The organism is Scytonema hofmannii PCC 7110 (assembly GCF_000346485.2).
GTDB lineage: Bacteria > Cyanobacteriota > Cyanobacteriia > Cyanobacteriales > Nostocaceae > Scytonema > Scytonema hofmannii.
This window is the reverse complement of sequence record NZ_KQ976356.1, coordinates 24,254-37,722: the sequence shown is the minus strand read 5'-3', so window position 1 is coordinate 37,722 and position 13,469 is coordinate 24,254. Positions and strand designations below refer to the sequence as shown.

The following is a 13,469-nucleotide window of genomic DNA, read 5'->3' as shown; positions in this document are numbered from 1 at the left end:
AGATGCCATCGCGCTTTACCGATTCAAAGAGCGATGGCGCGGAGCGCTCGCCTTCGGCGAGCGCATCTGTTATTACTCGCTTGGCAGATGATCGCCTAATTGCTGATGCAAATGAGCCAAACTTTTGAGTGCTTCAGCCTCAGTAGAAAGATGACCAATTTTTTTCCCAATCTCCAGCGCTGTCTGCAAAGATTTCAGCGCCTCTGGATATTGCTCAAGCGCTGTGAGTGTGTTTCCCAGTTTACACAGCGCATACCCTTCACCTTTACTATCATGAATTTCCTGTGCAATAACTAAACACTGCTGATAGTACTCCAGCGCTTGGTGATACTCCTTTAAGGAATAGTAGGCATCGCCCAAATTACCTAACGACGTGCCGATAGGAGCACGATTACCAATTTCCCGTGCGATCTCTAAACATTGCTGGTGGTACTCAATCGCTTGGCGATAATTTCCTAGTAAGTAGTAAGCATTGCCCAGATTGTTCAGAGCCTTCTGAGTACCTGCGCGATTACCGATTTCGCGTGCTATTGTCAAATGCTGCTGATAATACTCTCTCGCACGGGAGTAATCTGCCAACAAATAATAGGCATTTCCTAAATTGTTCAATGCCCGTCCCACACCTGCGCGATCGCCATTCTCCCGTGCAATACTTAAATCCTCGTTAAGGTAATCAATCGCACGGGCATTGTCTCCGAGAGCATTATAGGCATTGCCCAGACCACCGAGCGCTTTCCCCATACTTTCACAATTACCAATTTGCTTTGCAACTTCCAAACTTTGCTGATAATGCTCAATTGCTTGACGATAATCTTTAAGGGAATAATAGGCATTACCCAGATTGCCCAAAACCTGCCCAACACGTTCATGTTCACCATTCTCCCGTGCAATTTCTAAATGCTGTTCGTAGTACTCTACAGCTTGACGATACGCGCCTAAATAAAAGCAGACGTTGCCCAGATTGCTTAAGGCTGTCCCAATACCTTTGCGATCGTCAATCTCCCGTGCAATTTCTAAATGTTGCTGATGGTATTTAACGGCATGAGCATAGTCCCCAAGTGAATTACAAGCGTTACCTAAACCACTTAATGCTTTCGCCATCTCAGTGCGATCGCCAACCTCATATGCAATTTCCAAATGTTGCTGGTGATACTTAATAGCTTGATGATAATCCGCTAGCGCATGGTAGCTGATACCCAGATTGTTATAGCAGAAACACTCCCCTCTAGAATTTAATTTGCCTAAAAGCCTGCTATAAATTTCAATGCGTTCTTGATTGTAGCCCCAAATTCGCATTAGTATTTGCAACTGGTAATTAGTAGGGGTATCGAGGCGAATATCAAGTATTGCAATGGCTCTTAACCAGTCTTCCACTTCACAAAGTTGGTAAAATGCTTCCAAATAACCGCGCACCTTCTCTAAATTTGTCGCATCTAAGGGAGGTTCATCATTATCCATAAGGTAATTTTCAACCGCTATATAATGGTCAAGTTGCTCAAGCGGAACGTCATCTAAATTGATATTCCAATTCAAAAAAATTAATTTTCCTGTTTCTTTGAAGTTGCTTGCCATTTTGACTCAGTTTTGTATTGTTTGATTCAATAATTTTTCTTTCAAATTTTGACAATCTTTGGCTAGGGTAATACCTAATTTATTAGCAATGGCTAAAGCCTGACTACAATACTCGAAACTTGTTTCACGTCTGTCTACCTCTTGATAAAGTCTTGCCAAGTTATAAAGAACATAAGCTTCCGTAGAATGACTGCCAATTTGTTTACAAACATCTAGTGCTGCCTGTAAATTCTCTAAAGCTTCTAAAAAGTTATTAAGTTCTATAAAAGTAGCACCTAAGAGGTACAGAGAGATTCCTTGACTGTGGCGGTTACCTATTTTTTGTGAAATAGTTAAACTTTGCTTGTAGCAATCGATTGCTTTCACATATTTTTCCATAGAATAGTAAGCATTTCCTAGATTTCTCCAGAGTATCTCCTGTCCTAAAGACTCTTGCGTAACCTTAGCTATGGACAAACTATTTTCAAAATACTCAATTGCTTTAGCATAATTTTTGAGCGAGTAGTAAACTTCTCCTATGCTGCCTAAAAAATGCCCTTCCAAGCGTTGGTCATGGATTTTTCTTGCCAGGGCTAAATTCTGTTGATGAAACTCGATTGCTTTCTCATAGTTTCCTTTACTATTATAGACAAATGCTAGCACTCCTAAAGCACGTGATTCCTCTCGACGATCTTTAATTTCTCGAACAATTAACAAGCTTTCTTCTAGATATTTAATTGCTTGACAGTATTCTCCCAGATCCCTGTAAAAAATTCCTATACTTCTTAAAGATTGGATTTCTAATTTGATTTCCTGATGTTCTCTAGCAAGTACCAAACTTTGTTCTAGATATTCGAGAGCTTTTTCATAATCAAGTGAGGTATAAGCATTGCCTAAACTTTGCAAAGATAAAATTTCACCTGTGCTGTATTTAATATTTCTTGCAATCTTTAAGCTCTGCTTATAGTAATTAATAGCTATTCTGCTATCTTGCATTATACTGAAAACAGTTCCCAGATACCATAATGTATTTTGTTCACCTAATTTATCATTACTTTTCCATGATAACGCTAAGCGTTGCTGGTAAAATTCAATTGCTTTTTTATATTCTCCAATAATCAGAGCAATATTTCCTAGGCTACTAAGCGCTAACTCCTCTATCATTGGGTTTGCTATTTCTCGTGCAATTGCTAAACTTTGTGAATGAGAATTTATAGCTTTATTACTATCTCCGATGAAAAAATAAATTTCGCCGATACGATTTAGAATAATAGCGTTTAAATTAGGATTTAACTTACCTACAAGACGGTTATATATGCTCAAACGTTCGCTATAGTAACTCCAAGTTTCTAGTTGCTGGTGGAGTTCTTCATTGGTAGAAGTATTGAGGCGAAGAAATGTGATTTCGCTAGCTTTTTCCCAATCTTCCGCTTCACAAAGATGGTGAAACGCTTCCAAGTAGCCATGCACTTGCTCAATTGGGAGAGCATCTGGCAGTATTTCATCTTCTTCCGTGAGGAAGTTTTCTACTGCTATGTAATGGTCAAGTTTCTCCATTGGAATTTCATCTAAATTGATGTTCCATTCTGCACAAAGCAATTTTCCAGGATCTTGTAAATTAATCGCCATCTTAATTCAAACCTATACTTTATAACTGAAGAATTTTTCTTTTAACTCTTGGTATTCATGCAAATCTGGTAAATTTAACTCTGTAGCAATTTTCAAAGCTTTATCGCAAGACTCCTTAGCCATATTTTGATGACCTAATTTCTGGTAAACTTCTACCAAGTTATAAAGAATGATGGCTTCAGTAGGGCGCTCACCAGTTTCCCTAACAATATTTAGAGCAGTTTGTAAATATTCCAAAGCTTCTGTATACTGACCAATTTGGACTATGGTAATGCCCAAATTACATAACGTCCTCCCTTCTTCCTCGCGATTCCCAATGTGTCTAGCAATTTCTAAACTCTGATGATATGCCTGAACTGCTTTATCAACCTCTCCTAGAGCATCATAAATATTACCTAAGTTAAGTAATGCCGTTCCTTCTCCTCGACAATCACTAATTCGCCGAGTAATTTCTAAATGTTGTTGAGTATATTCAAGGGCTTTTAAGTACTCCCCCATAAAGTAGTAAGTATTACTAATATTTCCTATGCCGTTTGCTTCTCCTTGAGTACTACCAATTTCTCTTGAAATATCTAAATGTTGCTGATGGTATTCGATAGCCTGAGAATAATTACATTGAGAGTAGCAAACAAGACCTAAATTTCCAAAAGCATTCCCTTCGCCTTCACGATCTCCGATTTCTCTCGCTATCTCTAAAGCTTGTTGATGATATTTAATAGATTGGAAATAGTTACCAAGCGAATAATGAGCAAGACCTAAATTCGCCAGTGCATTCCCCTCTTGCCAGCGATTTTTGATTTCTCTTGAAATATCTAAATGTTGTTGATGATACTTAATAGCTTGGGAATGGTTACCTAGATTATCATAAACGTTGCCTAAATTTCCTAGCGCAATTCCTTCTGCTTCGCGATCGCTAATCTTCTGGGCAATCTCCAAATACTGTTGGTGACATTTAATAGCTTCAGTATAATTACTCAAATGGCGGTAAGCGCACCCTAGACCCCCTAACGCTCTTCCTTCCGCTTTAAGATCCCCAATTTCTTGCGCTATGGTTAATGATTGATTGTGGTATTCAATTGCTTGGGCATAGTTACCTATAGAATCGTAAGCATTACCCAAATTTCCAAGAGCATTCCCTTGCCCTGGTTGGTCACCAATTTCCTGTGCAATCAGCAAAGCCTGCTGAAAGCATTCAATAGCTTGAGAATAATTATTCAAAGAATAGTAAGCATTACCTAAATTTCCTAATGTTGTCCCTTCTCCTCGTCGGTCATTGATTGCCCTTGCAAGTATTAAATCCCGATCGTAATATTGAAGGGCTTGAGGGTAATTACTTAGAGAGTCATAAGCCATACCCAAGGTATTCAAACAAGTAGAATCTGTTCTGGTATCTAATTTGCCCAAGAGCCTACTACACAGATCAATCTGCTCTTGGTAGTAACCCCAAGTTCCCAGTTGAATGTGTAATTCTTCATTAGTCGGTGTACTAAGTTGAATCCTAACAATTGCCTTAGCTTTTTCCCAATCTTCCACTTCGCTGAGATGATAAAAAGCTTGCAAGTAAAAACTTACTTCCTCTAAATTATCAGCATCAGGTGGTGCCTCATCCTCATCCGTCAGGTAATTTTCTACTGCTATATAATGGTCAAGTTGCTCAATTGGAACTTCATCTAAATTGATATTCCAACTAGCGAAAAGTACATTACCTAGTTCTTTAAAGTTAGTAACCATCTCAATTTAGCCCTATGCTTCCTCACTCAATAATTGTTTTTCCAACCCCTGACACTCTTGTGCTAGCGGTATACCTAACTTTGTAGCGATGGCTAAAGCCTGATTGCAGTACTCAAGGGCACGAGTGCGATCGCCTAATTTTTGATACAGTTCTGCCAAGTTTCTGAAAGCATAAGCTTTAGTGTATTGCTCGCCAATTTCTCCGCAAATCTCCAGTGCTTCTTGCAAATTTTCTTGGGCTTGTGAATATTGCTCAAGTTTTATGAAAGTACCTCCCAAGCAACAAAGTGCCCTTCCCTCAATGTGGGGATTACCAATCAATCGTGCAATAGTCAAACCTTGCTGACAATAATCTATTGCTTGGAGGTAATCTGTAAGCGAATGATAACATATTCCCAAACATAACAATGAGTTTACCTCGCCGTAGCGATCGCCAATTTCCCGTGAGATATTTAAACTCTGTTGCTGATACTCAACCGCTTTAGCATAACTTTCTAGACAGTAGTAAGCATTTCCCAAATTCCCTAGCGAAATTCCTTCCCCAGCGCGATCGCCAATTTCCCGTGCGATTGCTAACCGTTGCAACTGATACTCAATCGCTCGCTCGTAGTAGCCCTGTTCCTACAAGCACTGCCCATATTACCTAAGGCATTAGCTTCTAATACCCGATCGCCAATTTCGCGTGCGATGGCTAAGGATTGATGGTAATACTCAATTGCTCGCTCGTAATAACCCAAGTGCTTGTAAGCAATACCTATATTACCTAGGGTTTTCCCTTCTGCTTTGCGTTCACCAATCTTCCGTGCAATAGCTAAGGATTGATGATAATACTCAATCGCTTGGTGATAGTCTCCTAAAGACTTATAGACAATTCCCAGACCACTAAGTGCCCTACCTTCTCTAGAGTGGTCGTCAATCTCCCGTGTAATCGATAACCACTGCTGATAATAATCAATAGCTTGGTGGTAGTTTCCTTTTGAATAGTAGATATTGCCCAGATTCCCCATTACACTTGCTTCGCCAACACGATCGGCATTGGCTCTTGAAAGAATTAAGCGCTGCTGCTGATAGTCAATCGCTTGGTGATAGTCTCCCAGCAACCTGTAAACAACCCCCAGATTGCCTATTGCTATCCCTTCCCTATTGCGATCGCCTATTTTTTGTGCAATGGCTAAACCTTGTTGATAATACTTAATTGCTTGGCGATACAGTGCCAAAGCCGAGTAAGACCTACCTAGACTTATTGAAAAAACGACTTCCTGATTGAGACTTAATTTGCCCAACATTTTATTGTACAAACCAATCAGTTCGCTATCATAGCCCCAAGTTTGTAGTTGACAGTGTAATTCTTCCTTGCTTGGAGTATCAAGACGAGTAAAAAGGACTTTACTGCCTCTTTCCCAATCTTCTACCTCGCAGAGGTGATGAAACGCTTCTAGGTAGCCACGCACTTGTTTAATTGGGGGAGCATCTTGCAGTGGCTCATCTTTTTCTGTGAGGAAGTTTTCTACTGCTATGTAATGGTCAAGTTGCTCAATTGGAACTTCTTCTAAATTGATATTCCAACTAGCAAAAAGTAAAATTCCTGCTTCTTTAAAATTATTAGCCATACGACTAAGTATCAGTTTTTAAACTTTTTAGCAATAGATTACGGTGTTCTATTGCCAAACTACGAATTAAATTGTGCTGCCCAAGAACACGCTTCTTATTATGATTCAATGATTCTTCAACCAAGAAACGGTTACCCAGTTCCTCTAAAGCTCTATCTTGTCTGTTTTTAGCACAATCTTGTTTTTCTAAACGTTTTAGCCAGTAAACTAAATGCTTCAGCCAAAACTCTTCCTTTTCAGGAGCGCGATAAACTGAAGCAGCGCACAGTAAGATATAAGCGTCCTTGACATCTCTTGCCAATCTTTGAAATGCTATTTGCAAACGTTGTTTATTAACTTTTTCTCGAACTTGACGGGTAAGTTTATGTAGCTCCCATTCATCTTTATCTCCCAAAGTTTTTCCTTGCTCTGCTTCTGCTAAAGCTTTTTCCACATCTTCTATCTTTTGACGTGTATTTTCACGTTCATCATTCCAATATGCCTGCACATCCCCATTAAAAGGCTCACTCCAAATTTCCCCGATAATTACCCGCAAAACTAGAGGATGACCTTTATAGGCTCTACCAATTCGTATCAGCAGAGGTTGATTTAGTGAATCATCGCTGACATCTAATCCCGTTGTCTTAAACAATGCCGCCTGCTCGGATTCAGTTAATCCATATAAAACTACTTGATGCCAGAAATTTCTCCAACGGTCGTTTACCAACTTGACTGGGCGATCCTGGGACGTGATGATTAATCGGCTTTGACACGATTCTACTGACAATAAGCTGAGAAAGAACTTTTCCCACCACTCATCAGCAAAATCACCCCAGCCTTCTTCCTTATTTTCTGTCAGCAGTCTTTCTAGAGAATCAATTAGCACTAACACCTGATGTTGCCGCAGGTATGCCACCAACCTTTGCAACAATAGTTCTGGCTTATGTTCCTCTGGTAAAATTCGCTCTCCCCATTCCTCTAGCCATTGCTTAGCGACACTGGCAAATTCTGTGCTTTTTTCCTGGTAGTCAAAATTAGCTCGCTTGAACCTATTCTTCCAGTTCTCCCCGAACCAGTCTTGCATTTCTACTGCCAATTTTTCTGCCAAGGCAGTTTTACCAATGCCCGTCAGTCCCAGGATTAGCAAAAGACGACACGAACCACGAAGCTTTGTACTTAGTTCGTTAACTAGCTGCTCTCGACCTACCCAAGCATCATCATAGGAAAAAAAGTCTGGTCGAGAATCTGCTTGGAGCATTGGAGTATCATCGACAATGACTTCCCAGTTATTTATCCCGACAGCTTTACAAATAGCAACAAATACATCTCTATCAATTGGTATCCTTCGCCTAAACCGCTTTAGGGTTGCAACTGAAGTATTGGCAGCATCATACCAAGCAGGAGCTGTTGCTTTCCATCCTTTCTTTCGTCTTGCTTTATCAACAATTTCTAAACCTTGTTTCGATGCTTTGAGAGTAACCGCCATAGGGTGCTTCTCGCTTGTGTAGACATTCCTAAATAACTACTAATCCAAGTTTTAGCTTTTCGGAATTCTGTACCAGCCGATTTATGAAAATGAGACGCTTCTCCTACATATACTTTACAGGAGTAATTTTGAGGTTCAATCTTGGCTCATTTTTGATAGCAGTGGCAAGGATGAGCCGAAACTGCGGATTTTTTGCCCGTTTGGGTTAGGCATTCTAAAAGTATGGAAAGCAAAGTTGGCGCTAACAAGCTTCTCCTTATACCAAAGCAAAATTTTTTACGGGAGAAATATCATGCAATCTCAACTCGAACAGGCAATCCAAACGGGCGAACCAACCATCCTTGTCCCGAATCACGTAGAATCAAATATACAATCTCGCTCTTGGGGTACTGAAACAGAAACCATTTTGGCTATAGCTATCTTAATTCGTTCATGCGCTTTACTCATTCAAGCTCTAGCCCCACTAATGAAGAAGCAAGCGTAATCCAAAATAGAGGTTCTCAATAATACCTGTTAGCCTCACGTTCAAAGGATCGCAAATTTTTCTTCAACAAGCGCGATAAAAGAGCTAAGCCAGTCTGTCGCCAGACTGGCTTAGGTTAATACCTTAATCTAGATATCAGTGGTAACAGCAGTCCGTTTTAAAAACTTTCTGACCGCATCTAGCGAGATGTGCAGACCTCGTTTGGAGAGGAATAAAAATTTAGAACCGGAGGATAGCCGCTTTGACACTGTTGGCGAATTTGTCAACTCTACCCCTCCTTTGTGAGCCGAGGTGATTATAATTGCAAGCCGCTGCACCTAAAGATCTGGGAAAATTTTCCCAGAGCCACTGCCGTATCAATTATCCCGGTTAGGGGAGAATAAACCTGCTAGGTTCATTAGCAGAGATTGTTCTGGTTCTGTACAAAAAGTCCCACTTGCTGCCAATGTTCGGTGAGTAACTCGATTCAGAAATCAGGATGGTTCCGTCTGAATTTATCTTTTCTACTACAGCTACATGACCCAAGGGGTACATTGAGCTTTTGTCCCATTGAGCGATCGCGCCAATTTGAGGTGTGTTTGATGTTGGAATCCCAGCATTAGCGGCTTGGGTACCCCATTCAAATGCATTGCCCAACATTCTATTTACAAGACCTGGATCGCGACCTAGTTCCTTAGCACGTCCATTAGCGTACCAGGTGCAATTTCCCTTTGCCTCACCTAATCGGGAGCTGAGAGGATTGGTCGATTGTGGTGCATACCCTGCTTGCCAAAATGGGTTATCTTCACGGTACACTCGCAAAGTGAAATCTGGTGTTCCACTTGGAGAAGGACTAGAAGTACTACAAGTTGGTGTCGAGTTTGGCGCATTCCCAGCAACTACGGCACTTGCAACCCAAGCATTTTCTCCACTAAGCTTATACCACCGTGCATCTAATTGGTTAGTCCAATAATCTGCAACAGTATCGCCGTAAGTCCATGCATCAAAGTTAAGGGTTTCATTAGACCCAGATATTCGGATAATAGAAGCGCTTGCAGAAGGAGCAGACCGAATATTTACACCATCTTCAACTGCTCTAGCGGAAAAGTTGACGTTACGAACAGCGTTACAATCTTTTGTCTGAGCAATAGCAGCCATCGGCTGAATGCTAAAATTTTGGAGGTTTACACTTAGTCCACTGAAAGTAAGGATTGAAGTGACTGCAATCACTGAAAAACGTTTGATAATCATGTTTGCTAAGAAAATCAGGTGTGAGTGAGTATCAAAGCGCACGACTTTTGAGTTTAAGTCAGAGGTCTGGATAATGTGGTATAACAATATCCCTTTTGTTGAATGCTTGTCTTACTTGTGTGCTTTCAGTCGGTGCGTTTGCGTTTGACTACTGACTACAGTAAGGCTTCCCAAAAGAGCTATCAATAGATGTTCGGGTTGAAGATCGGTAAGTTTTGAGAAATTTTCAAAATCATGTAAATTCAAGACCTATGAGCTTTTCAAGCTAAGATGTGAAAACCAACTAAAAGAGCCGCCTTTCGTCCAAGCTTGTACCGAACATCAGTAACTCAAAGTTAAATCTGCCAAATGTTTATGAGCTGCTATATACTGACTGACAGCAAAAGGAAAGAAGTCGAGAGCAAATTATCTGAGAGGTTTGGAAAGGGATGTTCCAACGAGAGAGTGGCATCGGAGTTTGGTATATCTGCTGAGACTGTTTCAAGGATCAGAACTGGCGGAGCGGGGGTCAGATTATCGAGCATCCGGAGATTATTTGACCCGCTTAACTTACCAGAACCGATATATGGCAAAGACTATAAAGAGTATATCCGCACTCCTTCTAGCAAGAGTACAACTTCCAACAAGAGCACAAGCAAAGCACAAACAGTTGATGTAACAAATGATGACTCAAATGTCATTACCTCTGAGAGCCTTGATGATCTTGGAAGCGACAGAACTGCTGCGAATCAGGAGTCAGATAATCTCTACCCAAGAATAACACCAGACCCAAGTTTCAAGGGGCGCGATGAAGATATAAAAAAACTTGAAGAATTTGTTAACCAAGGGGAGAAAGTAATACTGCTCCACGGTAAACCGGGCGTTGGGAAAACCAAGCTGGCTTGGGAGTTCGTCTTACGCTTCGACTTGATCCTAGAATGTTGGATAGGAAAAGAAACAGACGAGATCAAATCAGCAGCCCGTGTGGTTGAGGAATGGTTACAACTAAACTTCAATGAGGAGCCTGGGGGAGAATTTATGACCAACCTAGAGCGGCTGAGAGTAATACTACGAAACACAACAAAAAGAATTGGCATTTTAATTGATAACTTAGAAACTGCTCTAGATGCAGAAGGCAGGTTTATCTCGCCCCATAACCAATATGTAAGGCTATTGAGAATTTTGGCTAATCCTGCTGTTCAATCTATCACACTCATTACCTGCCGCGAATATCTGAGGGAGAGTGACATCAGATTTAGATGCCATACTTTACAGGGTTTAAGTATAGAAACGTGGAGAGAATATTTTCACAGACACAATATTACAACAGATTCTTTGGATTTTTCTAAGATACATGAGCAATGGCAGGGTAATGCTAAAGCTATGGAAATCCTTTGCGGGGCGATTCAACTAGATCATTCAAGCAGTATAGAGCAGTATTGGCAGGAAACTCAGGGGGATTTTTTGGGTAAGCCAGAATTACAGTATTTAATTGTAAGTCAGTTCAATCGTCTGCAACAGCTAGGAATGCAAAATGCCTATAACCTTCTTTGTCGTTTGGGATGCATTCGTTATCAAGATAGGCAGATAGCTCTTACACGCGAAGGACTATTCTCTTTATTGTGGGATGTTCCAGATGCAGAAAAAATCCGAGTAGTTCACTCTTTGCGTGAACGCGGTTTAGTTGACTTCCTTGATGGAAAATATTGGTTGCATCCAGAGATTCGCGCAGTGGCAATAGAAAAGCTGGAAATAAGTGAAAACTGGGAAAAAGCAAATCGCGAAGCAGCAAAATATTGGACGGACAGTGTTAAGACTATTAAAACTATACAAGATGCCTTGACAGCACTAGAAGCTTATTATCATTATGTAGCTATAGGTGATTTTAATTCAGCTTGCCTGGTCATTGTTAAAAATAGAAATAATGAATTAACAGGTAGGTTAAGTAGGTTAATCTTAAGTGAAGACTCTCTCGGCCATTCATTTTGTCGGCTTGGTCTTTTAGAATTAATGCTTGAGGTTACAGATCGAATTATCAACAACAGTAACCTTCCCCGTGAATATCCCCTTGGTAAAATTTACAATCTCTTGGGTGACTTGCATTTATCAAAGGGGAATATCGAAATATCGCTAGAGTACTATGTCAAATCAGGAGAAATAGCCGATGAGTGCAAGCATATGTATCTTAAATTAGCTTCTCTCACTAACCAAGGGTTTTGTCAAATAGCATTTGGAGAATACGAACAAGCACAAGATTTACTTGAAATTGTTGGTAGTTATGATAGCGGTGAATTTTATAACGAGAACGAAGACAGATTTGTAGTAATAGCCCGGTCTGCTTTGGCATTTTTGTATTCTCGCTTGCAATTACAACAAGCGAATGATTATACTGAAAGGGTTTATCGTGGACTTGATTCAATTGGATTAGGTGTCCAGGGAACTGGTTACAGAATAACCTTTCTAGGTTTAGCATATAGAAATTTAGGAAAGACTGAAAAGTCTTTAGAAATGTACAATAGAGCTTTTACATTTGCTCAAGATAATTATTACACCCAATTAAAAGCTCAAGCTTTAACTGGTCTAGCAACATTAGCTCTAGAACAAAACGACTTCAAAACCGCAAATAAAAAGTTGTTAGAAGCAATAAAATTACTAGAAGATATAGGGGCTAAATGGGATTTGGCTGAAGCCTACTACCATTTGGGGCTAACCTTCAGAAAGATAGTTAATATTCCTCAATCTCATGACTATTTCGAGAAATCAGTGCGACTTTTTCAAAACATGAAGGCTTTGAAGCAAGCTGAGAAAGTGGAGAAAGTCATGGTAAATAAATTACAATTTTCATATAAAATTGATTCAAGTGAATTGCCAGGAACTGAATTTAATGAGGAAAAAAGTGATATGAATATGAAAAGCTCTAGCACACAAAAACAGGCTTTAGTGACTGCTTTGATCGATCAAGGCTTGATTCGAGACTTCTTTAAAGATGAAAAAGAACTTCAAGGATATAAGCAAGAGGTTTATGAAAGTGGTCTGCTGGATGATCTCCAAGAGAGAGCAAAAGAGTTCGGGCAAACCGTGCATGGAAGAACGTACAGAGGTTCTGATTACGAATTAGCAGATATTGGCTTTGAAGAAGGGATCTATCTTTATTCTATCCTTAGAAAACTCAAGCCAGAGACTGCTGTTGAAACAGGAGTTTGTAATGGGTTTTCAACAGCTTTTATATTGCTAGCACTAGCGAAAAATCAAAAGGGGCAACTTTACTCTTTAGACTTCCCTGAAGTTGCCGGAGTGGATTATGACGATGGAACTTTTTGGGAAGGTAAGCGCGGTGCTGTGATTCCTAAAGACCAGGAACCTGGATGGGCTATTCCTGAGCATTTAAAGATAAGGTGGGATTTAACATTAGGAAAAAGCCAGGAAAAGTTACCAGAATTATTGGCGAGACTGGGAGAAATTGATTTTTTCATCCATGATAGTGAGCACTCCTACGAATGTCAGTGGTTTGAATGCAATGAATCGTACAAATTTTTGCGCGAAGGTGGGATACTTATGATGGATGACATGAGTTGGAATAATTCATTTGATAATTTTGCTAATGAGAAGGAAAAACATATTATCAAGATTGGGCATGACTTAGGATTTTTAATTAAATAACTTCTAATAACAGTTTCATTTAATTTGGCAGTATCTATAGACAAGATTGCTACCAGAACGTTGCGATCGCACCCTAGCGTATGTATATTTCGAGATTGGAAATATTGCAGTACAAGCTTTTTGGGGTGGT

9 protein-coding genes are annotated in these 13,469 nt (G+C 40.1%); 2 read left to right on the top strand and 7 right to left on the bottom strand.

Translation table 11 applies throughout. From position 1 onward, the window contains the following. Positions 1–72 precede the first annotated feature (72 nt). Genes WA1_RS50465 through WA1_RS50440 form a run of 6 tightly spaced genes read right to left on the bottom strand, consistent with a single transcriptional unit; the run spans position 73 to position 7,986 of the window. A complete protein-coding gene (locus WA1_RS50465) occupies positions 73–1,572 on the bottom strand; it encodes a tetratricopeptide repeat protein (RefSeq protein WP_066613561.1) in 1,500 nt (499 codons plus the stop codon). A gap of 6 nt (positions 1,573–1,578) precedes the next feature. Next, positions 1,579–3,180 (bottom strand): tetratricopeptide repeat protein, encoded by a 1,602-nt coding sequence (locus tag WA1_RS50460; protein ID WP_066613559.1) that lies wholly within the window; start codon positions 3,178–3,180, stop codon positions 1,579–1,581. Between the two features lie 12 nt (positions 3,181–3,192). Continuing rightward, on the bottom strand, positions 3,193–4,911 hold the full coding sequence (locus WA1_RS50455) for a tetratricopeptide repeat protein (RefSeq protein ID WP_066613556.1): 1,719 nt from the start codon (positions 4,909–4,911) through the stop codon (positions 3,193–3,195). 12 nt (positions 4,912–4,923) lie between these two features. Next, the gene (locus WA1_RS50450) at positions 4,924–5,496 is read right to left on the bottom strand and encodes a tetratricopeptide repeat protein (protein WP_066613554.1); all 573 of its coding nucleotides are present in this window, start codon (positions 5,494–5,496) and stop codon (positions 4,924–4,926) included. Then, a complete protein-coding gene (locus tag WA1_RS50445) occupies positions 5,484–6,521 on the bottom strand; it encodes a tetratricopeptide repeat protein (protein ID WP_066613553.1) in 1,038 nt (345 codons plus the stop codon). Before WA1_RS50445 ends, WA1_RS50450 begins: the two co-directional genes overlap by 13 nt. Positions 6,522–6,525: 4 nt before the next feature. Further along, complete coding sequence (locus WA1_RS50440) at positions 6,526–7,986, bottom strand: AAA family ATPase (RefSeq protein WP_066613545.1); 1,461 nt, start codon at positions 7,984–7,986, stop codon at positions 6,526–6,528. Positions 7,987–8,278: 292 nt separating this feature from the next. Between WA1_RS50440 and WA1_RS50435 the strand changes: the two genes are divergently transcribed. Further along, positions 8,279–8,470, top strand: a complete 192-nt coding sequence (locus tag WA1_RS50435; protein WP_066613543.1) for a hypothetical protein — start codon at positions 8,279–8,281, stop codon at positions 8,468–8,470. Positions 8,471–8,839: 369 nt separating this feature from the next. Here the strand turns inward: WA1_RS50435 and WA1_RS50430 are convergent, their stop codons facing one another. Beyond that, complete coding sequence (locus WA1_RS50430; protein ID WP_066613541.1) at positions 8,840–9,700, bottom strand: CHAP domain-containing protein; 861 nt, start codon at positions 9,698–9,700, stop codon at positions 8,840–8,842. A 444-nt stretch (positions 9,701–10,144) separates the two neighbouring features. Here WA1_RS50430 and WA1_RS50425 point away from each other — a divergent pair, with 444 nt between their 5' ends. Then, entirely contained in the window at positions 10,145–13,339 is a 3,195-nt protein-coding gene (locus WA1_RS50425; protein ID WP_066613539.1) for a class I SAM-dependent methyltransferase, read from the top strand. Positions 13,340–13,469 lie beyond the last annotated feature (130 nt).

Excerpts from the sequence above, each read along its gene's own strand:
- WA1_RS50465 (WP_066613561.1), bottom strand. The coding sequence starts at position 1,572 with ATGGCAAGCAACTTCAAAGAAACAGGAAAATTAATTTTTTTGAATTGG.
- WA1_RS50430 (WP_066613541.1), bottom strand. The coding sequence starts at position 9,700 with ATGATTATCAAACGTTTTTCAGTGATTGCAGTCACTTCAATCCTTACT.
- WA1_RS50460 (WP_066613559.1), bottom strand. The coding sequence starts at position 3,180 with ATGGCGATTAATTTACAAGATCCTGGAAAATTGCTTTGTGCAGAATGG.
- WA1_RS50435 (WP_066613543.1), top strand. The coding sequence starts at position 8,279 with ATGCAATCTCAACTCGAACAGGCAATCCAAACGGGCGAACCAACCATC.
- WA1_RS50440 (WP_066613545.1), bottom strand. The coding sequence starts at position 7,986 with ATGGCGGTTACTCTCAAAGCATCGAAACAAGGTTTAGAAATTGTTGAT.
- WA1_RS50445 (WP_066613553.1), bottom strand. The coding sequence starts at position 6,521 with ATGGCTAATAATTTTAAAGAAGCAGGAATTTTACTTTTTGCTAGTTGG.
- WA1_RS50455 (WP_066613556.1), bottom strand. The coding sequence starts at position 4,911 with ATGGTTACTAACTTTAAAGAACTAGGTAATGTACTTTTCGCTAGTTGG.